The following is a 21,191-nucleotide window of genomic DNA, read 5'->3' on the forward strand; positions in this document are numbered from 1 at the left end:
CTCCTGTCACATGATCGCTTTATCGCGAGCCGCATCCCAGACAGCGCACAACCGCGCATAGCGGGATGCCATTTGATCAATTGCCGCTTCATCCGTCATATCCCCTGCAAGCCAAGCGCGCGCTGCATCCCCAAAAATGGTTCTGCCAACGGCAAACCCTTTGACCAATGGAAATCCAGCTGCGATCTCAAACGATGCCGCCAAATCGGCCTCGGGTGCATCCAAACCCAGCACGACAATGCCCCGCGTGTGACGATCATTGTCTTCAATCGCTTTGACGCAAGCGGCCCAGCCTTGTGCATCGGCCATGGGTTCCAGTTTCCACCAATCGGGGTAAATGCCTGCTGCATAGAATTGCCGGATCAACGTCGCAGTGGTTTGCGGCGTGATGGTCCCGACTTTTGATGGGATGACTTCCAACAAAAATTCCAACGCATTTCGCCGCGCGGATTCGAACAAGCGTTTGACCGTGGCTTCTTGGTTGGCGCGCATTGCAGCGTCATCATCTGGGTGGCAAAAACATAAACATTTGACAACATTCTCGCGCGCCCATGCAGTCAATCCGCCAAAGTCAGCACCCAATTCAGGTTCCAGCGTGAGCGGACGCGAGGCGGGCCATTCCGTAGGCCGCCCGATCCACAAACCCGACCCAGAGGCCGCGTGCAACGCGGATCGCCCAATCCGATTGTCGCACAAAATGCCGTAACCATCTTGGCCGTTTTGCACCTGAATAGCCGCTTTGAGACACAGCTCTTTAAACGCACCACCGCGTTCAATTGTATAGCCTTCCATCTCTTCCAACTGCACACGGTGGTCGAATGCAAAGACCCGCATCGTGCTCCAATCGCCCGCCGTTCGGGTGTGACGTGTTGTGGCCCAGTGGATTTGTTCCAACGTCGGATCATTGCGCAAATCTTTTTGCACCACACCGCGTTTTAGGAAAAATTCCAGCTCTTCTTCGCTGGGATAGGCTGGTGTGCAGCCGTGGCGCGACACCGCAAAAGCACCGCAAGCGTTGGCGTATTTCAACGCCAAAGGCCAATCGGCATCATACGGATCATCGGCTTGCATCCACCCTTTGAGCAGGCCAGAAAAAAACCCATCGCCCGCGCCCAAAACGTTGAACACCTCAATCGGAAAGCCTTGGCCCGTTTGACCATCATCCAGACTTTTAGGGATCGTATTTTGAAACGCCGACGCGCCAAGTGCGCCGCGTTTGCACACCAATGTCGCCTTTGATTTTTCCCGCACAGCGGACAAAGCTTTAAGCGTATCTGTGGACCCGCCTGCGATGTGAAACTCTTCTTCTGTGCCCACGATCAAATCGAAATAGTGCAGCGTGGACAATAATTTATCTGTCACCTCTTGGCTTTCAACAAAGCGGCTTTCACCATCGCCATGCCCAGCCATGCCCCAAAGATTGGGACGGTAATCGATATCAAGCGCCGTGCGCAGACCGTGTTTACGCGCCAGTTTCAACGCCTTGATCACGGCCGCCGCGGTGCGCGGATTGGACAGATGCGTGCCAGTGACAACAACAGCGCGGGCGCGTTTGATAAAGCTTTCGTCAATGTCATCTTCGCACAGCGCCATGTCGGCACAGTCTTGGCGGTAAAAGATCAACGGGAACTGTTCTTCGTCGCGAATGCCCAGAATAACCAAGGCTGTCAAACGATCAGGATCGGTGACAACGGCATCGGTGCACACGCCTTCGCGGCCCAGTTGTTCTAAGATGAAACGGCCCATGTGTTCGTCGCCCACACGGCTGATCAGCGCGGTTTTCAACCCAAGACGCGCGGTGCCACAGGCGATGTTTGTCGGCGACCCGCCGATGTATTTTTCAAACGATCCCATGTCCTCTAAACGGCCACCGATTTGTGCGCCATAAAGATCAACGCCTGCGCGCCCTATCGTGATTACGTCAATGTCTTTGGTCATAGCTTTGGTGCCTTTGCTCGGCGTATCAGAGAAAAATTATGTGCTCCCAACAGACAGGCCGTTTCGTTTTGTGCCTGTCTGTTGGGCTGTCAAATCGCAATCATCACTCGGCTTGAATGTCTTGCAGTTCTTTCGCAAGATCACCGATGTCAGATCCGCCAGCCATCAAACGGCGGATTTCGTCATGTTCCAGATCCGCTTTGGCCCCACCCCCAATCACCTCGCCAAGGGCAAGAAAGGTGTAGCGGTCCGCGACAAGCTGCGAATGGATTTCATTGTGCGTGATAAAAATGATCGCGATGTCGCCACGGGCTCGCACGCGCATCATCGTTTTTAGCACACCCATTTGCTGCTTTTGACCCAACGCCGATGTCGGTTCGTCAAGGATCAACACTTTAGCGCCAAAATAAATGGCCCGCGCAATGGCAAGCGTTTGACGTTGACCGCCAGACATCGTGCCGACAGCTTGACGTGGATCAGACACATCTATGCCGATCTTAACCATTTCCGCATGGGCGATTTCATCCATCTTGGTCATGTCAAGCAACCCGAATGGCGCCACACCGCGATACAACTCGCGCCCCATAAAGAAGTTGCGCGTCACACTCATCAATGGGTTGATCGCCAAGTCTTGATAAACCGTGCCGATCCCTGCGTTTGACGCATCGCGTGGCGAGGCAAATTTCATCTCAGCGCCTTCGACGAAAATCTTGCCTGCCGTGGGTTGATGCACTCCTGACAAAATCTTGATCAACGTCGATTTCCCAGCACCGTTGTCCCCCAAAAGTGCCAGAACTTCGCCTTTGTACACTTCCAAATCTATGCCATTGAGCGCCGTGAAAGGCCCGAATTTTTTGGTTAAACCCTGTGTGCGAATAAGTGGTTCGGCCATGATCAAAGCCCCCCTGTGATGCGTTTGCGAACGCTTTCATTGAGAAACACAGCCGTCAGCAAAACAACCCCAACAAAGACGCGGTAATAACTGCCGTCAATCGATGGGATAAAGAACACCGCATTGGCCACGAGACCAAAAGTAATTGCGCCAAACACGATACCTATCACAGACCCAAATCCGCCTGTCATCAACGTGCCGCCCACAACCGCAATCGCGATGGCTTCGAGTTCTTTCAGATTGCCTTTGGCCGCATCCGCCGTGTTGGTGTCAAACACTTGGCACGCCGCGAAAAGCGTGGCGCAGAATGCTGTGAACATGAACAAAGAAATGCGCACCTTATCAACAGGCACCCCATTGGCGCGCGCGCTTTCGCTGTTGTCGCCCGTGGCAAAAATCCAGTTGCCCGCCTGTGTGCGTGACAAAACGATATAAGCCACCAAAGACAAACCAACCCACCATAGGAACCGCGCGTCAAAGCCCGTCACCCATTGATTGCCAGCGCGGTTGATATTGCCGCCAAGCGCAAACCACGTGTCATAAAACCAACCCAACGCTTGCCCGCCAAACATTGCGGCAAACCAGCTTGTTTCTTTGAAATCTTGCAGACCTGAAATTTGTGTCGATTGGTTGATCAGGCGAAAACTCACCTCGGTGACACCGCGCAGGAAAAACAAAAATGCAAGCGACACGATGAAACTCGACAGCTTCGATCGCACCACAATTGTACCGATCAACCAACCAATGGCGAGGGTCATCACAAGTGTGAGCAAAAATGCCGTGAAAGGCGTCGCAGCCCCAAGGCCAAACGGCAAACCCCATTTTAACATCATCGCCATGGACATGCCCGCAAAGCCAATCATAGAGCCGATAGACAGGTCAAAATCGCCAGCGATCATCAGCAGACAGGCCCCTGTCGCGATAATTCCAAACTGCGAAATCACTGTAAAATTGTTTTTCAAACCAAGCGGATTAAACGCGTTCCCGTTGCTGGCAAAGCTGATCACGATCACCGCGACAAGCATGACAAGAAATGAACCCGCTTCAGGTCGCCGTTTGAGAACAGATAAAAGGCCTCCTGATTGAAGCCGGTCAGCCTCTTTTCTCTCAGCCGAATTTTTTGTTGTGTCAGACATGGTGCCCCCCAATACGTTCGAAAAAGGAGGCCACCTTTTGCGGCCTCCTGCAATATTATGGAACGTAGGTTAGCGTGTGACGCCTGCCTGAACTTCAACAGCGGCCGCGTTGGACGCGTCAACAAACCCTGGACCTGACGGGATGTTGGACCCCGGCATCATGCCTGCGTTTGTGTTGTAAAGATGCAAAACTGCGACTGGCATGTAGCCTTGCAAGTACTGTTGTTGGTCGATTGTATAGGCCACGTCACCGTCTTTGATCAGGTTGATCACGCCAGGTGTCATGTCAAAACAAGCCAGATGTATCTGTGCGCCAACTTCTTTGACCGCAGCAGCAGCAGCTTCACACACGTGGGGGCCAACCGCCAAAAGTGAGTCGATTTCTGGGTCCGCTTGCAGCGCAGCCGCAGTACGGGTTTTGATCTGTGACACGTCGTTTGAGACATCAATCATGTTCAATTCTTGACCTGTCGCGTCAAAGTACCCTTGGCAACGATCCACCAAAGCCGTGTTGTAAGCTTCTTGGTTGAGACAAAGCGCTTTTGTACCGCCTTCTGCCATAGCGCGTTCACCCGCCGCAAAACCAGCAAGCTTTTCAGGCTGACCAATGTGCATCAAAGCGCCCACAGATTTAGAACTTTCAAGACCAGAGTTGATGGTGATCACAGGGATACCAGACTCTGCTGCCGCGCGAATTGCTCCTCCCAAAGCATCCGCATCAGGCAAAGACACGATCAAGCCATCTGGCTGTGTCGCGGCCGCAGATTCAATCAAACGCGCCATATCTGACATATCGCCAGAGGGGGCAAAGTTGTATTCGAACTCAACACCAATATCTTCGGCAGCGTCACGGCCACCTTTTTCGACCACAGGCCAAAATGGATCAGTGCCCTGCGTGTGAGTGATCATAACATAGCGTTCAGCGCTTGCAGCGCCTCCGAGCAATGCCAACGCAACGGTTGTCAAAAGTAGTTTCTTCATGGGGTCTCCTCCCTTGGGTTTGTTTCTACTCCGATGGAGCGATGGACCGGGTCTATTCAGGATAGGACCCTGGAACATTCTGGTCGTAATCTATCAGCGCACCGGTCATAATGCCGGCTTCCTCGCTGAGTAGGTATGCTGCAAGACCAGCAAGCTGGTCGGGTTTCGCAAGTTGTCTCATGGGTTGTGTGGCTTCGGCCTGTTCCAGCCAGCCATCACTGGCACCATGATACTTGCGTTGCGTGCCATCTTCGCCGGGGGTATCCATCCAACCCGGCAAAATGGCATTGCAATGTATGCGGTCAAAACGATGCGCGTTCGCGACGTTTTTGGTCAATGTCGCCAGCGCCCCTTTGGACGATGAATAAGGGGCCAGATAGGATTGGCCGCAATGCGCACAGTTTGACAAGATATTGACGATGCTCCCACTACCGTCTTGTGTCAGGCGATGTTTGACAAACCCTTGCATCAAAAAGAACGGCCCGCGCACGTTTGTCGCAAACATTTCGTCAAACGCTTCAGGCGTCGTATCTGTAATCGACCCGCGCGCGGCACATCCGGCAGCGTTCACAAGACAGGTCACAGTGCCAAATGTGGCCACGGCGTGGTCGATCAGGTTTAAGCACCCTTGTGCATCTTGCAAATCCAACGACACGAAATGCGCCATCACGCCGCGCGCTTTAAAGTCTGCCACCGCTGCGGCACCTTTTTCAACACTGCGCCCCGTCAACAGCAGTTTGGTACAGCCCTCATCGGCAAGCCGCGTTGCGATGGCACGCCCGACACCCTGTGCACCGCCAGTGATGACAGCGACCGTATCTGTGTGACGTTTGGGCAGCTGGTTCATACATCAAACTCTTGATCAGGACCCGTCAAATGGATCGTTTTTCCCTGCTTTAGAGACGCTGTAGCCGCTTCAGCCAAATACGCAGCCATCAAGCCGTCAATCGCATTCACAGGCATATCGCGACCTTCTTTGGCACAATCTAGGAACAGCTTGATTTCATCCGTGTAAGACGGCCCATAGCGTTCCATGAAAAAACCCAAAAGCGGTGCATCCGTGCCCGGCGCTTCCTTGGTAAAGGACCTAAACCCAGACTCACGTGGATTGTCCGACATCACCATGCCCTCGGCACCAAAGGCTTCGATCCGCTGGTCAAACCCAAAGGCGCAGCGACGTGAATTAAGAATGGTGATAATCGTGCCATCTTCAGCGATCATCGTCACCGATGCCGTATCCACATCGCCCAGCTTGCCAATCTCAGGGTCAACCATAGACGACCCATGCGCGGTGACAGACACAATGGTTTTGCCCACAATAGACCGCGCCATGTCAAAATCATGGATCATCATATCACGAAACAACCCGCCAGAGCGTGGGATATAATCCAGATGCGGTGGAAACGGATCGCGACTGGTGATGGTCAACTGTTCCAACCGCCCGACTTGCCCCGCATGCACAGCCTCTCGCACACCTGCGTGGCTTGCGTCAAAACGTCGGTTAAACCCGAGAAACACTTTCTTCGCCGCCGCCTCGCCCACTTTGGCAATAAAAGCCCGCGAGTCGCTATAACTAGACGCCAACGGCTTTTCACACAGCACCGGTTTGCCAGTCTCTACAGCCTGATACAAAAGCTCGATATGCGTGTCCGATGACGTTGCAATCATGATCGCGTCCACATCAGGGTGCTCCATCGCCTCAGCACTCGTCTGAGCCACGATAGCCCCAGTGTCAGCCGCCAAAATTTCAGCCGCTGCCAAAACGGGATCATAGATCACGGCCACCTTCGCGCCTGCGTCTTTTATGGCTGCGGCGTGCACTTTGGCCATGCGACCCGCGCCCATAATTGCAATCCCTGTCATCTTCCATTCTCCAACGTAATGCGGCGCTTTTCGCGTCCTATTGTTCCATCGCGGCCTTGATCCGCGGCTTTTGTTAGTCTGCCTCAAAACCCAAGACACAGCTGTGGTGCGGTCAAAAGCTTTCGCCTCAACCCAATCTAAACTTCATATCGTTTTTGATCATAAGATCAGTCAATCTCTGCGAGAGGCGGAACACTATTTATACTTCAACACATTGAAATATATTAATTTATACTCACCTTAGATGATGCGATAACCAGCACATCTCATTGCGGTATGCCCCCTCATTTAAAGCCCTCCCAGACTTGTAAGGGAATCTATATTTGAAGTTTTTCCATCTTCCGAGTTGAAAAAAGATGGGATTCCATCATAATCACGGTATGGCCAAGAAAACATCACTCGAAGACATCGCAAAAGCCGCGAACGTCAGTATCGCAACCGTTGATCGCGTGGTAAATCAACGTGGCGGCGTGTCCCCAAAATCAGAAGCAAAAGTGCTCGATTGGGCCGCGCGCTTGAATTTAGATCGCAAAATATTTCGCACAAGCTTGAAATCCCTACGCATCGCAGTGCTGATCCCACCCGTCGACAACCCGTTTTTTGCCGCCGTGCGTGACGCTTTTGTCGCCTTGGATGGCAGTTCTAACACCGCGCAAATTCGCAGCTATATCCACACATTTGATCCCGTTAATATGCGCGATGCCGCGCGTAAAATTGATCAACTCTCATTGGAATATGACGGGATTATCGTGTGCTGTCCGGATCATCCTGACACATCTGCCGCCGCCACGCGCGCCTCTCTCCGCATCCCCGTCGTCACGCTCGTCAACGATCTGCCAAGGTCCGGACGCTTGGCCTATGTCGGGCCAGACAACCGCCAAATCGGGCGTGTTGCAGGCGAACTCATGGGGCGGTTTCTTGGTCCGCAAGGCGGTAAAGTTTTGGTCATGCTCGGGCATCACCGCATTTCTGGTCATCAAGATCGCGAAATGGGATTCCGCAGCATCACCCGCGAACGATTTCCCAATGTCGAAATATTAGATATCGCCGAAAGCGACGAAGACAGCACCCGCGCCGCTCAGATTGCCCAACACGCCTTGCACAACGAACTCGACATTCGCGGGATCTACAATGTGTCTGCTGGCAATTACCAAATCGCGCAGACACTTATCAAATTGGGCCGCTCAGAAGAGATCGTGTTCATCACCCATGAGCTGACGACAAAGCGATGTGAATTACTAAAAATCGGTCTGCTGGATGCCGTCATTGATCAAAACCCTCGCATGGAAGCCCGCCATGCAATTGATGTTTTGGCACATCATTTCAAACGCACAGAGGCCTATCAGGTGCCTGATCCATTCACACCCTTTGAGATATTCTTGCGCGAAAACTGCCCGGACTTGGTCTAGCCCCCTGCCCTCGTAATCAAAAAAATTAGACCCAAAGTCCTTCTTTTGGGTCTAATTCGGTATCATTTGTGCATCCAGACTAGGCCTGTGTTACGACTGATCATCCAACAACCGTGACAGTTCCGCCAGAGCAACCTCGACCAACTCTTGGTCAACCCGTTGCCCTTTCAGGCGGATCATCCACCCCTGCCCGTCTTCCGAGCTTGTCAGCGTCACACCGCTGTTTAAAACCACATTCCGGTGCGGCTGTGCGGCTGCAGTTTTGGGTCGACCACCGCGTTTAGGGTCTATTTTTGCTGGTTCAAGATCGGCCAAAGCCGCCTCAATCATTTGTGCTTCTTGGGTTGCCGTGTCAGGCACCCGCACCGCCAAAGCTGTACGCAGTTTGGCTTCATGCCCCTCGCGCAAGCCTGCGGCCAATTTCAAACCATCCCGTTCTTTCAAAAGATCGGGAAAGGTCAACATGTCTCCAAGCTCTTCAAAGATCAGCGCAAAGGATCTGATCTTTGATCTTTTAGCCTTAGATGCCATCGGGAACAGCCCGTTCACCGCTGCCTCGGTATTGGCAAAAGCCCCCTGCTGTCCGGCGATCACTGCAATCCGCCCGCGTTCGAAATGGCTGAGCGAGGCACGAATTTCGTTTTCTTCGATCATCGCGGCAAAAGTACCACCCATAGCATCGGGGTCGCGCACGATAGCTTTGATTGTGTCGTATTTTGGATCCCCCGACAGGCCTTTAAGCGCTTGCACTGCGCGCAACCTGCGGTACCCAGACAATAGCCCATAGGCACAGCCCGACGGGGAATCTTTGAGTTTGAACACCTCGATCGGCAGGCGCAATCCGCCCTTGGCAATCGACAATTGCAATTCGTTCATTTGCTCGGCATCCAGCACAACACGGTCACGCACCAAAGCGTCCGCATCGATATTGGACAGCGGAATTTCAAGCAGAACCAACCCCTTGGTTTCAGCTTCGCGTAACCGCTGCGCATCCACACTATCTTTGGCTGACGCCGCGCGATTTTCAACAGATCGCGGATCATAGGCGCCTGCCGTGTCTGCAGCCACCTGTGCAATCGGCGCAGTTAACGGACCGCGCGGTGTGGTTTCGCCGCGAAACTCTTGTTCGATTTGATTGAGATCCGCCGCCGAAGGGGCTGTTAATTTTCTACGCTTCGCCATCGGTTTGGCCCTCCTCAGCTTCCGCTTTCAACATTTGCAGATCACGCCACCATGTGCCCAAAATGACTTCTTTCACTTCGGCCCAGGTTTGGTCAAACGTCTCGCGTCCACGCACATATGTATCACGATTAAAATCGCGATAATCGGTTTCATAGATGCCCGAAACCTGTTCACCCGCCTGCCCGACCATCGCGGTCACATCTTGGCGATATGTGGTCATGAAGTCACCAAAATAGGCTTGGATTACATTGGCCAAATCGGTTTGCTGAGACGCGTCAAACCGCGTGATCAGTGCTCGAACGGCATCCCATTCAAACCGCATTTCAGGCAATCCATCTGCACGACGAATGCGGTTTTCGCCCTCTTCAATCGATGCGAATGTGGAATAGATCATATCAAAGAAACGCCCCGTGGAATCGAATTCCAAAAACGACGCGCCAAGTGGCACCAACAAAATATCTGCTGCAGCAAGCGCATTGATTGTGAGGTACCCAAGTGCAGGCGGCGTATCGAGCAAGATGATGTCATACTCATCCAGCAACCCGCCATTTTCAAGCGCATTGGACAGCGAATCCCATAAGGCCCAAGACCGCAACTGCATGCGCCAAACCGGCACTTGAAATTCGGCCCAGTATAAGTTGAGCTGCGCTCCGATCAGATCGATATTTGGCCAATGGGTTTTTTGAACAAGGTTTCGCGGCGAAACCTGCAATGCTTCTGTCAAGGTTTCGTCGAACGGAAAAGGTGCTTGGCCTGCGGCTTCACGCACAATGTTTTCACGTTGCAATGCTTGGGCATAATCACGGGCCATTAACGGAAACGCGGTTTGCCATTCATCCGCAACAGTGCCACCCATAATCGAAGTCATCGACCCTTGGCTGTCCAAGTCAATCACCAGAACTTTATAGCCATCAAGCCCCGCAGACATCGCCAAATGCGCGGCAGTAGATGTTTTGCCAACACCGCCTTTGAAATTGGCAACGGCAACAACTTTCGCTGGCAATCCTTCAGGGCGCCATGCTGTATATTCGCGATTTGGATTGCCTTCTTTGGTGAAATGCTTGCGAAGCTCGAGGACTTCATCAAGCGTAAACCATTTTGAACCACCACTACCTTCGCCTTGCGGCAAATCGGGGTTGGCTTTCAAAACACGACGCAAATGCGCTGCGGCAACAGGAATCAAATACTTGCAAACCTCCCAAGTGGAAAACTTACGCAATCTCTTTTTGCCATCAGGTGCATAGCCGCGTTTCGCCAAATCATCACGACCTCGTCCTGCGAAAGCTGCCGCTTTTGCAAAACGTGCGGTATCAATCGGATGTGAGAGTTTTTTAGCTGCACGCTCCGGATCAATATTGAAATAAGGTGGGAGGGAGTCTTTGCCTGAGCTGCTTGAGTTTTGTGCCATAATGCCTCTGCATGTTCGCTGTTAGACGCGATATCTGCAAAAGTATGGCACATCTGAAGTTAAAAGTGAATCGGGATAGTGCTGCTCACCTAAATTTAAATGAAAAGATAGAAAACAACAGTCCTCTGTTTGTATTATTTAGATTATTTAGAATCTTTATGGTCTAAATATGTAATTAATATCAATATCTTACTTAGTTACAGGTACCCAAGATCAGGGGAATTGGCACCCGATCACAGGACAATAGGTATCCGTTTGCAGGAAATAAGGAGCCGATTCGCGGTGGTAGAGATTTTGCTTGAGGATTAGACCCTGTTTATGCTTGTTTTGGGTCTATTGCGACGAATCGCATAACCGCAGTTCGAATCATCAGAACTGCATTTCCTGTATATGGGTTCCTTTAGATTCGATGCTTTTATGTAAGGCACCTGTTTACGGTGGCACACACAAGGTGCCCAACTGTTGACTTGCATTTGGGCACCTTATGCCAAATAATAGACAGATAACAAGTGCGTGATGTGAGTCGCGTCAGCGTGGATATTTGAACAGAGATTTAAAACCCGCATATCGGCAGAGCAGACAATAGGCAGCACATGAATGATATTGAGAAAGATCGACTGACAGGGTCTTTGCGCCGCGGTGCCGTGAAAAAAAACGTGGCAGCTATCCATGTGTCGGGCAAGTTGACGTTGTTGCAACGTAAACTGTCCAATGTGCTTTTGCTAAATGCCTATGACACCTTGATCAGCCAGCAAGTGCACCAAATAGATGCACGCACTTTGTGTATGATGATTGGCTACAATTCCAATGATATGGAGACGCTGAAACAGTCTTTAAGAGGCCTGGCCGAGACTGTTGCGGAATGGGACATGCTGGACGAGGAGGGGCGCCAAGAGTGGGGCGTATCGTCTTTGTTGAGCTACGCCAAACTTAAAGGTGGCGTGTGTGAGTATGCGTATTCCCCAGCGTTGGCCCAAAAACTGGATGACCCCAAAATATTTGCGCTGATCAATTTGAACATACAACGCCGTTTTACGTCTGGCCACGCTTTGGCGTTGTATGAAAATTGTTATCGGTTTGTGCGCACCGGATCGACGGGATGGTGGTCGTTGGATTTGTTTCGTCGGCTGATGGGGGTTTCGGGCAGTCCTTATTACGATGTCTACAAACACCTGAATGCCAAAATTATCAAACCGGCCGTGGCGGAAGTGAACAAAACATCAAACATCGTGGTGACGCCCGAGACGAAGCGGATGGGACGCTCTGTGTCCGAGATTCGCTTTAAAATTGCCGAAAATCCCCAGCTGTCGATTTTAGATTTGGACGATGGAAGTGGGCTGCGCAATTCGGATATTTATGCGCGTATGCGTGCTTTGGGCGTCAGTGATCGGTTGGCACTGCAATGGATGAAAGAACATGACGAAACCTATGTGCGCAAGCAGTTGGATTATGTCGCAGGGCAGGGGGGTGTCAAAAATCCTGTAAGCTATTTGACGGCAGCGTTAAAACAAGATTACAGCGGCGCGCAGGTTTCGCCGCGAAACCCAACATCGAACAAGCCGATGAGTGCCGATACGGCAGAGCGGGTGCGAAAATTGGGCATTATTCAAAGTATGGCCGCAGCGCGGTCCCCCACGCAGCGTGACGCAGACCGGCGTCTTTTCATGTCAAAACTGGATGGCGCTGCGTTGCTAGATTTTGAAAACCATGGCTGGATGTCAGCGCTGAATTTCAAATTGATTGTCGCGTTTTGGAGCGATATTGCACCGGGCGCGTTTGAACCTGATCTAGCGTAAGCAAGGGGTCATTTGATGTGACGACATAGGGCAGGGGGCTTAGACAAGCCGAAGGACGCGCTCGCATTTTTGATAAATTTGAGACGAATACGGAATAGATCCTACGTTTGAAATACGGTGGGAAAACATCTTTTTAAGCTTTGTCACTCTTAATGGCTTTATGGCGGGGTGGGCTCGCCAAGCTGGTTCTGCCAGCTCAGCAAAAGAGTGGTGATACTATGGGACTGTGCCGAGGGGTCGGCGCGGACAAGGGCGAGGTGCCTTTGTCCGCGAGGTGGAACTGTGTTAAATTTAAAATGATGCAAGGCTTGGGGCTTGCTGTCCTTGTTGCCAGTGGCGGGGTTTTCATTCCCCAACAGGTGGATGCTGCAAAGGCACGATCTGTGCTGAATGTACGCAATGATCCTGGCGGAGAGTTGTCTGTGCGAGTGGAGCAAATCAAAGAGATTCGCGCAGCAGGCACTCAGGTGCGCATTGTAGGTGGTTTTTGTAATTCCGCCTGTACCATGTATTTGGGTCTACCCAATACATGTGTGTCACGTAATGTGTCTTTTGGCTTTCACGGTCCAATGAGTCAGTTCTATGGAATGGCTTTGCAACCTGATCAGTTTGAATATTGGTCAGGTGTGATGGGCGCATATTACCCACGTCAGATCCGTGCGTGGTATATGCACGAGGCGCGGTACACGACTGTTGGCATTAAAAAGGTTTCAGGGCGTGAATTGATTCGACTTGGCATTCAGGAATGCGGGTAGGACGATCAAACAATAGAAAAAGGCGCCCTGAGGCGCCTTTAAAAATTAGATTATCGTAAGGTGTCTGACCGACGCCAAATTTAGTTGGCTGAACCAGCTGTTCCAGCGGTTCCGGTTGTTGTTGTCGTTGCTGACAAACCAAAGGCTGTTGGTGCAGTTGTTGAAGCACTGCCGCTTGCAACAGTTTGAGCAGCGCGGGTTACACCAGCTCTCGCAGTTGGGCTAGCGATGAAAGATGACGCCCGAGTGATAGCAGCTGCAAGCTGAACATTTACAGCTGGCGCTACTGTTCTGGAGGCCGCCGCATAAACAGCAGAAACGAGTTGCCCGATCGCAGCGTCTAGTGCAGGGCCGGCAAGGCCAGCAGCCTGTAGCGTGGCGATTTGTGCTTCGATCAGCGCAGCACATGATGCTGGGCTGTCTGTACAGCCTTGCGCCAGAACTTCAGCAGTATCTTGAGCCATTGCAGGGGCAACAGAGAATGAAAGCGCGGCAACACTAACAGCTAGCGAGAGGGAGGAGATCGTTTTCATAGACTTTTCCTAAATTATCGCAAGTTTAGACTTGCACATACGCAGCAGGCATACAGGTTAACATACATTTAGGTAATTCATCTCATACAATTCTGTTTTTTGCAACGCGGCATTTTCAAAATATTCGATATTCCAATGTATTTATACGGGTGTGATAAATATGTAGGCAAGTGCTGCGCAGAACGCGGTTTGGTGGTCGAAACTAGGGCGTTGGTCTTGCAAATTTTACAGTCGAGAGGTAAGCGCGGCTATGTGATGTTACTCAGGGATTCCAATGAAACGTGCAATGATGCCTATAATAGTTGTGCTTGTTGTTGCTTTTATGGTCGCAGGTTTTTCTGGAATTGTCTTGCGCGATGAATACGCCAGCTTTCGCCAAATTGAAACTGGCGGAGACGCGGCACTTTTGCGGTTGAGAGGCGATGAAGACCTTTCTTTTGAGACATGGGCTGTTCGCACACAAGAATCTGTTTTGGAAATGTGTAACGAAGCCTTGGTCGCGCCTTTAGCCTCTGTGATTGAACGCGATAATTACACACGAATTGCACTTCAATGCCTTGATTATGCTAAGGAAATATCCGACACAACCCCACCTTGGGGGTTGGCGCAGTTTTCTGTTGCACGTGCATCATTTTCAGCTGGAGATATTGATGCCGCACAAGACGCATTGGCTATTTCTGCCCATGTCGCACCTTTTGAAGGCTGGGTGGGTAAAAAGCGCGTGCTGCTTGCCATTTCCATGCCCGAAACCGAAATTGTGAATGAGGTTTTGGCGCAAGATATCCAGATGTTACTGTCTGAGGATAGGTCACAAATTTGGGTGGCGCAGCTTTTTGTATCATCCCCCGATGCTCAAAACCGCATCACGTCTATTGCCGAAACGTTGCCGCCATCAACGCAACGAAAGTTTTTGTCGAAAGTTAGTAAAATCAGCCGCGAAGGCGCTTAATGAGTATGGATTTTGAAAAGATACGCCCTGTGCAGGCGAAAAGTGGCGACTATGCGCAACTCTCAGAAGCGGCGTTCGAAACCCAAATGCAATTTGATGAAGTTCTGATTCCCGATTCGGTTGAGCGCTTTGCCGCACCGAATGCGGCGAACTCACTTTATATTAGGGTGATTGGACTTTTGATTTTGTTGATCCCAATTCCGCTTGGGTCCAATCGTCCTGTGCCGTGGGCCTTATGGGCGTTGGTGATCGCAATTTTGGTTTTTGCTTTCATGCTTCGCATTATTTTAAACGAGCCGGAGCGCAAGCTACGGTTTCTTGCGCAAGCCGACATTTTATGTCTGGCGCTAGTGATGCCTGTTTTTGCTTTGTTTCAATTGTTGCCATTGGGGCATTTGTTTCCAGGAGCCTTTCCTGCCGATCTTGCGCCGCGTGCTACCACCTTGAATGCGCCGGCGACGATTTTAGGGGTGCTGCGGCTTATGACCTATGCGGGCATTTTCATCTTAACGTTGGAAGTTTGTAGCCGCTTAAAGCGCGTACAACAGCTTTCGCGCTATGTCTTTTGGGGCCTGACGGCACATGCAATTGTGGCGATGATTTTTCTGACAACCTTGGGGGATCGTTTTCCTTGGGGTGAGAAAAGTTCTTATATTGGCTGGGCTACGGGAACATTTATCAACCGCAATTCTTTTGCCAGCTTTCTGGGTTTGGGCATTCTCACGGGTGTTGCCCTATTTTTGGAACGTCGACAGAAAAGTCAGTCTTTGCGGCGTTCTACACAGGTGAACCTTTTATCTCCGCGCGCGCTTGAAACAGGTGTTTACGCGCTTTGCGTTGTGTTGATGGCGACAGCGCTGTTGGCTACGGGGTCTCGGATGGGGACGGCCGCAACGATTTGTGGCGTGCTGACAACATTTTTTGTTATGATGCCGGGCCGAGCTGCGCAGGCACCCGCGCACACGCAGGGACATGGCAAGATTTTGTTGGGGCTTGGCCTGATTCTTGGGTTCATATTTGTTGTTGTGTTCTCGCGTGACATCGGGGAACGGCTGTTGTTCTCGTCGGCAGACATTGGGGCTCGTCTGGCGCTTTACCATAGCGTTTGGGACCTGATCCTGTCGCGCCCTCTTGTTGGATATGGCTTGGACACCTTCTCGGTGGCGTTTCCCCTGATTCACGATGAAAGTGTGTCATCGGCGCTTATTTGGGATTTGGCGCACAATAGTTACTTGGCTCTTTGGGCCGAGATGGGGCTGATCGCGGGATCGGCACCGATTTTGGCGCTTGGATTTGCTGCGGTTCGGTTGCTGCGCGCGGCGCGCGGGGCAAAAGAACACAAGTTGGCATATGCTATATCTTTGGGGGCTTTGGTTCTGGCGGCGGTACATTCTTTGTTGGATTTCAGTTTTGAAATTGAAGCGAACACTGTGCTGTTGATCGTCTTGGTTGCCATGGGCCTAAGTCAAACGCGCAAGGCACAAGGAAGACTATCATGAGTTGGTGGAAACGTGTGCTTTTGGGGGCGGCGCCGCAAAGCGAAACCAGTGGGTCGGCGCATCGGCCCAAGCGCATGTTGCGCAAGCTGTCTCGTGAAACGGCGCCATCTGTGACCTATGCGGTTGGCGATATTCACGGACAACTGGACCTCTATAAAAAGCTTGAGCAAAAGATCGTTGAAGACGCCAAATCCTTTGAAGGGCAGGCGCTGGTTGTTTTGCTTGGGGATATGATTGATCGCGGACCTAAGTCGGCGCAACTTATCGAGCATCTTTTGATGCCACCACCTGAGGGGATCACTCGCCTGTGTTTGCGCGGCAATCACGAAGACATGTTTTTGCAAGCCTTGGAAACCCTATCTGGGATTCGTGATTGGGTGGCTTGGGGCGGATCCGAGACGCTGGCATCTTATGGTATTCATCCCGATCCTGAACAGAACTATGAATTCAGTTCTGCGGATTGGGGTAAAAAGCTTGCGGCGAATATACCGCACAGCCACCGTTTGTTTTTGCAAAACACACCTGTTTGTCTCAGCCTGCCTAAGTGGTTTTTTTCGCACGCTGGTATCAACCCAGATCATGCGCTTGAGGACCAAAAGAAAGATGATTTGATCTGGGGTGTTTCAGGGGCAGAGGGCGGCCAAGTGTTTTCAAAACGCTTAATTCACGGCCATATTCCTGTTGCTGCCGCCGAGATTACACCAAACGCGATCAATCTCGATACGGGGGCCTATTTTTCGGGTTTGCTCACATCTGTTAGGCTTGTAGAAGGTCAAGAGCCGACGCTTATAAGCGCCTCTTTGAAGGACAAAGAGCCTGTCGATATTTCTGCGGTTGATAGTACAGACGTATAGGGCATTTATTTTGATGCTTTGGATTTGAAGGAAAGTAAGATGACGGAAACTGAGACAGTCGATATACGCGGGATTCTGTCGATGCTGCGCCGACAAATGCGGCTTATTTTAATCAGCGTTGTCATCGTTATTGGCTTGGCCTTGATGTACCTGTTCAACGCGACCTCTATTTATACTTCCCAAGCACTTATCTATGTTGATCCGTCCAAAAAAGATTTGTTGTCGGTAGAGCAATTCGCGTCCGGCTCAAGCAGTGCAGACAATTCGAAAATTGACAGCGAAGTTGAAATTCTACGGTCGAACCGCGTGTTGTTTGAGACCATGAACCTTATGGGGTTGATCAAAGACGATGAATTTGGTCCGCAACTCAGCCGGATTGACCACATCAAATTGGCTGTTGGTATTGAAGTAGAGTCGCCTAATGACCCAAAAGTTCTGGTGGCAAGCACGTCTCAAAAACTGCGCAATTCTGTTGATATACGCCGGAAAGGTTTGACGTATCTTATTACGGTTTCGGCAAACTCGGAAAATCCGGAAAAAGCCGCCGAGATCGCGAATACAATGGCCGAAGTTTATATTCGCCAACAAATCGCGTCTAAAGTAGAATCTGCATTGGCGTCTCGCGATGTTTTGCAAGCGCAAATTGACACGGCCCGCAGTGGGTTGGCGCAAAGCGAAGCCAGTTTCAACACCTTTATCACTGACAACCTAACCCGTCTTGAGGCTGAAGTTGGCACAGAACGTTTCACGGAATTGCAAAGCCAACTTGAAAGCGTTCGAACAGAAACGTTGCAAACGCAAACTCAGATTGCTTCAGCGCGTACTGCGCTTGATGAGATGAACTGGGATACGCTTTTAGAGACACTGTCGAGTGATGCTTTGTCCGCATTGGAGCGTCAACGTGTTGCTCTTGAACAGCGTTTGCAAGGCACGCCAGAAGGCTCAGACGAAGAGATTAACCTGCGAGCTGGGTTGCTCACAATTCAAACCAATATGGAACAACAGGCCCAAGCTGCATTTGGATCGTTGGAACAGTCATTGGCGCTCAAAGAAGACTCTTTGGATGAATTGCAAGGCTCCTTGCGCAACGAAGTGTTAAAAGGTGATTTGTCACCTGACACGCTTGCATCTATTTTCTCATTGCAACAAGAATCCGATATTTCTCAGCGCCAATATTCCAATCTTTTGTCTCGGATGCGCGACCTTGAAGCACAAGCGATGGTGCAAGTCGCCGACAGTCGTTTGGTTTCAGAAGCCTTGCCTCCTAATTTTCCTAGTGCTCCAAATCGTAAGATGATTCTTGCTCTTGCGATGGTACTTGCTACGGGGATTGGCGTTGGTTTGGCGTTCATCAATGAGTTCTTGGTCGGCGGTATCACATCGCTTAGCCAGTTGCGCAATATCATCACCACAGGTGTGGTTATCGGATCTGTTCCTAAAGTGGTTCTGACGGATACGCAGCTGGGCGTTGGGGATCTTGTCATTGATGAACCTATGTCTTCGTTCAGTGAATCTCTGCGACGCATTCGGGCCAATATAGATCAAGAACTGCGTGATACTGTTGATGGTTGCGCGATTATCATGGTCACGTCTGCCAATTCAAACGAGGGTAAGTCTTCGTTGTCTTTGTCATTGGCGCGGACCTATGCGAACGCTGGTAAAAATGTTTTGCTTATTGATGGCGATTTGCGCAAACCGTCTCAACATAAGCTTCTTGGGGTTCAGCCAAATGAAGGTTTTCTCGATTACCTTTCAAACCCTGGTGGCGATTCAGATATCGACAGAAGTTTTTACATCACTGACTCCAAATCGCGTGCTGGCGTCATCTTGGGGCGCGGTCAGGCCGATGTACCAACAGATCAATTGCTTCAAACGGAAACATTCCTTAATTTGATGAAAAGTGCGCGCAAGAACATGGATATCATCATCATTGATACGCCACCGATGTTGCCTGTTGTCGATGCGCGCTACATTGCACAGCACGCCGATGCCATCATCATGGCCGTGCGCTATGGCATGACGTCACAAAGCGATGTTCGTGAGGGTTTTGTACAGCTTGAAGCTGCCAAGCGTTCAAAGGTGTCCATTTACACCGTTTTGAACTGCGATGAGACCAAGGCCACAGATAACGCATATTATAGCTACAACGAATAATTCGCCTGTGTTGGCTTTGGCCAAAGCAGACGAAATCACCGAGAGATTAAAAGCCAGCAGGGACACTTGCTGGCTTTTTTGTCAGCGATGACCAAGGACGCATTAAACGCCAGTGATCAGAATATCGAGCGCCGCTGTAATTTTGGTGTCAAACTGAACTAGGTTCGAAACCGGCGTTTTCAAGATTGCAGTCGGCACCGCAGACAGAAATTGCGTGACCATGACATAGGATTCAGATTGAATATTGAACACAGGGTTTAGACGCTGCGCGGGTGTGGGCGCTGCACCAATCGGCATCAAGGGGACAACGACACGCGTGTTCAAACTGTCCAGCAGATCAGCTTGAACATCAAGCAAATAGCCCGCGCCGTCTGCATTGGCGTAAATGTCATACCGCGCCATCAAAAGGGCCGATGTTTGGCCAAGGGCAAACCATGTTGTTCAACCCAAGCATTCGAACTTTTGAGCGCCGCAGCGTTTTCGCGTTTCCAAGCGGTGGCTTTTGCATCGCGAACGGCCTGACGCAAACCTGCTTCTGCGGCTTGGGATAGATTGACGCCAAACGATCTAGCTTCGCTAAGTAGACTTTGGTCCAACGTTAGGTTTGTTGGCTTTTTTGGCATAGAGTGTGCTTGCATTGTATGCCCTTTCTTTATGCGCATAGTATATGCGTATTTTGTCTAAATTCAACCCACACGATAATGATCTGTGTTTCCATTAAAGAGAATAGATTACAAATATTCAATTCTTGGACCCACTGTTTGCAACAAACCGCAACAAGTGGGCCAACTTTGTTGCTGGGTGCTGCGTTGTCCAGTATGAGAGGCATTAGATGTGCGCAGTGTTTAGGATCTAAAATGCAAGTCAGCGAAACAAAAATTTCTGATGTTTTGTCCATTACTCCTGCACGGTTTGGGGATCATCGGGGGTTTTTCTGTGAAAGCTGGAACAAGAAAAAGCTGGCCAATGCAGGCTTAATCCTACCCGAATTTGTGCAGGACAATCATTCGATGTCACGCGAAGTTGGGACCGTACGCGGACTACATTTTCAAAGCCCACCGCATTCACAGGGAAAGCTTGTGCGATGTGGTCGCGGGGCGATTTTTGATGTGGCCGTTGATGTGCGTAAAGGGTCCTCTACCTACGGGCAGTGGGTGGGCGAAAAGCTGTCTTATGAAAACGGGAAACAGCTTTGGGTGCCTGCTGGGTTTTTGCATGGTTTCATGACGCTCGAACCTGACAGTGAAATCATTTACAAATGTACCGATCATTATGCGCCCGAATGCGATGGCGCAGTGAAATGGGACAGTTGTGGCATTGAATGGCCCCTTGAGGGCATCACGCCAATCATCTCGGACAAAGATGAAAAGGCGCAAGCATTTTCTGATTTTGTGACACCGTTTACAAAGGCCAACACATGAAGATTTTAGTGACAGGTGGCGCAGGATTTATCGGCTCAGCGGTGGTTCGTTTGGCTGTGGGACGTGGACATGAGGTGGTGAATGTTGATGCGCTGACCTATGCGGCGTGTTTGGACAATGTGGCTTCAGTGTCGGAAAGCCCGCTTTATACTTTTGAGCACGTAGACATTCGAGATCGAGCTGGATTAGACACTGTTTTTGCCAAACATAGACCTGATGTGGTCATGCATTTGGCGGCAGAAAGCCACGTAGATCGCTCTATTGATGGGCCAGGGGATTTTGTCGAAACCAATATCACCGGCACGTTTAATATGCTGGAAGCAGCGCGCAAATATTGGGTTGAAGCAGGCAAGCCTGACACATTTCGGTTCCACCACATTTCCACCGATGAAGTGTTTGGGTCGCTGCCCAATGACCCTGA

The 21,191-nt window shown here is 50.8% G+C and carries 20 protein-coding genes; 9 read left to right on the plus strand and 11 right to left on the minus strand.

Annotated elements, in window-relative coordinates:
• Positions 1 to 6: 6 nt before the first annotated feature.
• The 6 genes from BM025_RS14095 to iolG form a co-directional block, all read right to left on the minus strand.
• Entirely contained in the window at positions 7 to 1,938 is a 1,932-nt protein-coding gene (locus tag BM025_RS14095; RefSeq protein WP_085850178.1) for a bifunctional 5-dehydro-2-deoxygluconokinase/5-dehydro-2-deoxyphosphogluconate aldolase, read from the minus strand.
• Between the two features lie 103 nt (positions 1,939 to 2,041).
• Complete coding sequence (locus BM025_RS14100; protein ID WP_085850179.1) at positions 2,042 to 2,830, minus strand: ATP-binding cassette domain-containing protein; 789 nt, start codon at positions 2,828 to 2,830, stop codon at positions 2,042 to 2,044.
• Between the two features lie 2 nt (positions 2,831 to 2,832).
• Complete coding sequence (locus tag BM025_RS14105; RefSeq protein WP_085850180.1) at positions 2,833 to 3,966, minus strand: ABC transporter permease; 1,134 nt, start codon at positions 3,964 to 3,966, stop codon at positions 2,833 to 2,835.
• A gap of 69 nt (positions 3,967 to 4,035) precedes the next feature.
• Positions 4,036 to 4,947, minus strand: coding sequence for a sugar ABC transporter substrate-binding protein (locus BM025_RS14110; RefSeq protein WP_085850181.1), 912 nt, complete (start codon positions 4,945 to 4,947; stop codon positions 4,036 to 4,038).
• Positions 4,948 to 4,999: 52 nt separating this feature from the next.
• Positions 5,000 to 5,794: an SDR family oxidoreductase gene (locus tag BM025_RS14115; RefSeq protein ID WP_085850182.1), complete on the minus strand. Its 795-nt coding sequence runs from the start codon at positions 5,792 to 5,794 to the stop codon at positions 5,000 to 5,002.
• Positions 5,791 to 6,810: an inositol 2-dehydrogenase gene (gene iolG / locus BM025_RS14120; protein ID WP_085850183.1), complete on the minus strand. Its 1,020-nt coding sequence runs from the start codon at positions 6,808 to 6,810 to the stop codon at positions 5,791 to 5,793. Before iolG ends, BM025_RS14115 begins: the two co-directional genes overlap by 4 nt.
• 380 nt (positions 6,811 to 7,190) lie before the next feature.
• On the opposite strand from iolG, the gene BM025_RS14125 reads away from it, so the two are divergent.
• Positions 7,191 to 8,219, plus strand: coding sequence for a LacI family DNA-binding transcriptional regulator (locus BM025_RS14125; protein WP_170842199.1), 1,029 nt, complete (start codon positions 7,191 to 7,193; stop codon positions 8,217 to 8,219).
• A 90-nt stretch (positions 8,220 to 8,309) separates the two neighbouring features.
• Here BM025_RS14125 and BM025_RS14130 read toward each other — a convergent pair whose 3' ends face one another.
• A complete protein-coding gene (locus BM025_RS14130; RefSeq protein WP_085850185.1) occupies positions 8,310 to 9,401 on the minus strand; it encodes a ParB/RepB/Spo0J family partition protein in 1,092 nt (363 codons plus the stop codon).
• Positions 9,388 to 10,809 (minus strand): AAA family ATPase, encoded by a 1,422-nt coding sequence (locus BM025_RS14135; protein WP_085850186.1) that lies wholly within the window; start codon positions 10,807 to 10,809, stop codon positions 9,388 to 9,390. Before BM025_RS14135 ends, BM025_RS14130 begins: the two co-directional genes overlap by 14 nt.
• 593 nt (positions 10,810 to 11,402) lie before the next feature.
• Here BM025_RS14135 and BM025_RS14140 point away from each other — a divergent pair.
• Together BM025_RS14140 and BM025_RS14145 are read left to right on the plus strand one after the other, a co-directional pair.
• Positions 11,403 to 12,605, plus strand: a complete 1,203-nt coding sequence (locus BM025_RS14140; RefSeq protein ID WP_085850187.1) for a replication initiation protein — start codon at positions 11,403 to 11,405, stop codon at positions 12,603 to 12,605.
• Positions 12,606 to 12,823: 218 nt separating this feature from the next.
• A complete protein-coding gene (locus BM025_RS14145; protein WP_085850188.1) occupies positions 12,824 to 13,360 on the plus strand; it encodes a hypothetical protein in 537 nt (178 codons plus the stop codon).
• Positions 13,361 to 13,440: 80 nt separating this feature from the next.
• Here BM025_RS14145 and BM025_RS14150 read toward each other — a convergent pair whose 3' ends face one another.
• Complete coding sequence (locus BM025_RS14150; RefSeq protein WP_085850189.1) at positions 13,441 to 13,893, minus strand: hypothetical protein; 453 nt, start codon at positions 13,891 to 13,893, stop codon at positions 13,441 to 13,443.
• Between the two features lie 274 nt (positions 13,894 to 14,167).
• Here BM025_RS14150 and BM025_RS14155 point away from each other — a divergent pair, with 274 nt between their 5' ends.
• The 4 genes from BM025_RS14155 to BM025_RS14170 are packed head-to-tail and all read left to right on the plus strand — an operon-like array spanning position 14,168 to position 19,349.
• Entirely contained in the window at positions 14,168 to 14,842 is a 675-nt protein-coding gene (locus BM025_RS14155) for a hypothetical protein (RefSeq protein WP_139204582.1), read from the plus strand.
• Positions 14,842 to 16,341, plus strand: a complete 1,500-nt coding sequence (locus BM025_RS14160) for an O-antigen ligase family protein (protein ID WP_085850191.1) — start codon at positions 14,842 to 14,844, stop codon at positions 16,339 to 16,341. The genes BM025_RS14155 and BM025_RS14160 overlap by 1 nt, the downstream gene beginning before the upstream one ends.
• Entirely contained in the window at positions 16,338 to 17,195 is an 858-nt protein-coding gene (locus BM025_RS14165; protein ID WP_085850192.1) for a metallophosphoesterase, read from the plus strand. Before BM025_RS14160 ends, BM025_RS14165 begins: the two co-directional genes overlap by 4 nt.
• A gap of 39 nt (positions 17,196 to 17,234) precedes the next feature.
• The gene (locus tag BM025_RS14170; protein ID WP_085850193.1) at positions 17,235 to 19,349 is read left to right on the plus strand and encodes a GumC family protein; all 2,115 of its coding nucleotides are present in this window, start codon (positions 17,235 to 17,237) and stop codon (positions 19,347 to 19,349) included.
• 102 nt (positions 19,350 to 19,451) lie between these two features.
• Here BM025_RS14170 and BM025_RS14175 read toward each other — a convergent pair whose 3' ends face one another.
• Both BM025_RS14175 and BM025_RS14180 read right to left on the minus strand, forming a co-directional pair.
• Positions 19,452 to 19,751 (minus strand): CcdB family protein, encoded by a 300-nt coding sequence (locus BM025_RS14175; protein ID WP_085850194.1) that lies wholly within the window; start codon positions 19,749 to 19,751, stop codon positions 19,452 to 19,454.
• Positions 19,751 to 19,987, minus strand: a complete 237-nt coding sequence (locus tag BM025_RS14180) for a type II toxin-antitoxin system CcdA family antitoxin (protein WP_085850195.1) — start codon at positions 19,985 to 19,987, stop codon at positions 19,751 to 19,753. The genes BM025_RS14175 and BM025_RS14180 overlap by 1 nt, the downstream gene beginning before the upstream one ends.
• 219 nt (positions 19,988 to 20,206) lie before the next feature.
• Here BM025_RS14180 and rfbC point away from each other — a divergent pair, with 219 nt between their 5' ends.
• Both rfbC and BM025_RS14190 read left to right on the plus strand, forming a co-directional pair.
• Positions 20,207 to 20,770 carry a dTDP-4-dehydrorhamnose 3,5-epimerase gene (gene rfbC / locus BM025_RS14185; protein ID WP_085850196.1) on the plus strand — a complete coding sequence of 188 codons (564 nt, stop codon included), beginning with the start codon at positions 20,207 to 20,209 and terminating at the stop codon, positions 20,768 to 20,770.
• The coding region (locus tag BM025_RS14190) for a GDP-mannose 4,6-dehydratase (RefSeq protein WP_139204583.1) at positions 20,767 to 21,191 on the plus strand (425 nt) is incomplete at its 3' end. The genes rfbC and BM025_RS14190, both read left to right, overlap by 4 nt.

The organism is Pacificibacter marinus, from assembly GCF_900109555.1.
GTDB classification, from domain to species: domain Bacteria; phylum Pseudomonadota; class Alphaproteobacteria; order Rhodobacterales; family Rhodobacteraceae; genus Celeribacter; species Celeribacter marinus_C.

Excerpts from the sequence above, each read along its gene's own strand:
- BM025_RS14110 (WP_085850181.1), bottom strand. The coding sequence starts at position 4,947 with ATGAAGAAACTACTTTTGACAACCGTTGCGTTGGCATTGCTCGGAGGC.
- BM025_RS14135 (WP_085850186.1), bottom strand. The coding sequence starts at position 10,809 with ATGGCACAAAACTCAAGCAGCTCAGGCAAAGACTCCCTCCCACCTTAT.
- BM025_RS14175 (WP_085850194.1), bottom strand. The coding sequence starts at position 19,751 with ATGGCGCGGTATGACATTTACGCCAATGCAGACGGCGCGGGCTATTTG.
- BM025_RS14140 (WP_085850187.1), top strand. The coding sequence starts at position 11,403 with ATGAATGATATTGAGAAAGATCGACTGACAGGGTCTTTGCGCCGCGGT.
- BM025_RS14115 (WP_085850182.1), bottom strand. The coding sequence starts at position 5,794 with ATGAACCAGCTGCCCAAACGTCACACAGATACGGTCGCTGTCATCACT.
- BM025_RS14180 (WP_085850195.1), bottom strand. The coding sequence starts at position 19,987 with ATGCAAGCACACTCTATGCCAAAAAAGCCAACAAACCTAACGTTGGAC.
- BM025_RS14095 (WP_085850178.1), bottom strand. The coding sequence starts at position 1,938 with ATGACCAAAGACATTGACGTAATCACGATAGGGCGCGCAGGCGTTGAT.
- BM025_RS14160 (WP_085850191.1), top strand. The coding sequence starts at position 14,842 with ATGAGTATGGATTTTGAAAAGATACGCCCTGTGCAGGCGAAAAGTGGC.
- BM025_RS14170 (WP_085850193.1), top strand. The coding sequence starts at position 17,235 with ATGACGGAAACTGAGACAGTCGATATACGCGGGATTCTGTCGATGCTG.
- BM025_RS14150 (WP_085850189.1), bottom strand. The coding sequence starts at position 13,893 with ATGAAAACGATCTCCTCCCTCTCGCTAGCTGTTAGTGTTGCCGCGCTT.
- BM025_RS14155 (WP_139204582.1), top strand. The coding sequence starts at position 14,168 with ATGAAACGTGCAATGATGCCTATAATAGTTGTGCTTGTTGTTGCTTTT.
- BM025_RS14100 (WP_085850179.1), bottom strand. The coding sequence starts at position 2,830 with ATGGCCGAACCACTTATTCGCACACAGGGTTTAACCAAAAAATTCGGG.
- BM025_RS14130 (WP_085850185.1), bottom strand. The coding sequence starts at position 9,401 with ATGGCGAAGCGTAGAAAATTAACAGCCCCTTCGGCGGCGGATCTCAAT.
- iolG (WP_085850183.1), bottom strand. The coding sequence starts at position 6,810 with ATGACAGGGATTGCAATTATGGGCGCGGGTCGCATGGCCAAAGTGCAC.
- rfbC (WP_085850196.1), top strand. The coding sequence starts at position 20,207 with ATGCAAGTCAGCGAAACAAAAATTTCTGATGTTTTGTCCATTACTCCT.
- BM025_RS14165 (WP_085850192.1), top strand. The coding sequence starts at position 16,338 with ATGAGTTGGTGGAAACGTGTGCTTTTGGGGGCGGCGCCGCAAAGCGAA.
- BM025_RS14105 (WP_085850180.1), bottom strand. The coding sequence starts at position 3,966 with ATGTCTGACACAACAAAAAATTCGGCTGAGAGAAAAGAGGCTGACCGG.
- BM025_RS14145 (WP_085850188.1), top strand. The coding sequence starts at position 12,824 with ATGGGACTGTGCCGAGGGGTCGGCGCGGACAAGGGCGAGGTGCCTTTG.
- BM025_RS14125 (WP_170842199.1), top strand. The coding sequence starts at position 7,191 with ATGGCCAAGAAAACATCACTCGAAGACATCGCAAAAGCCGCGAACGTC.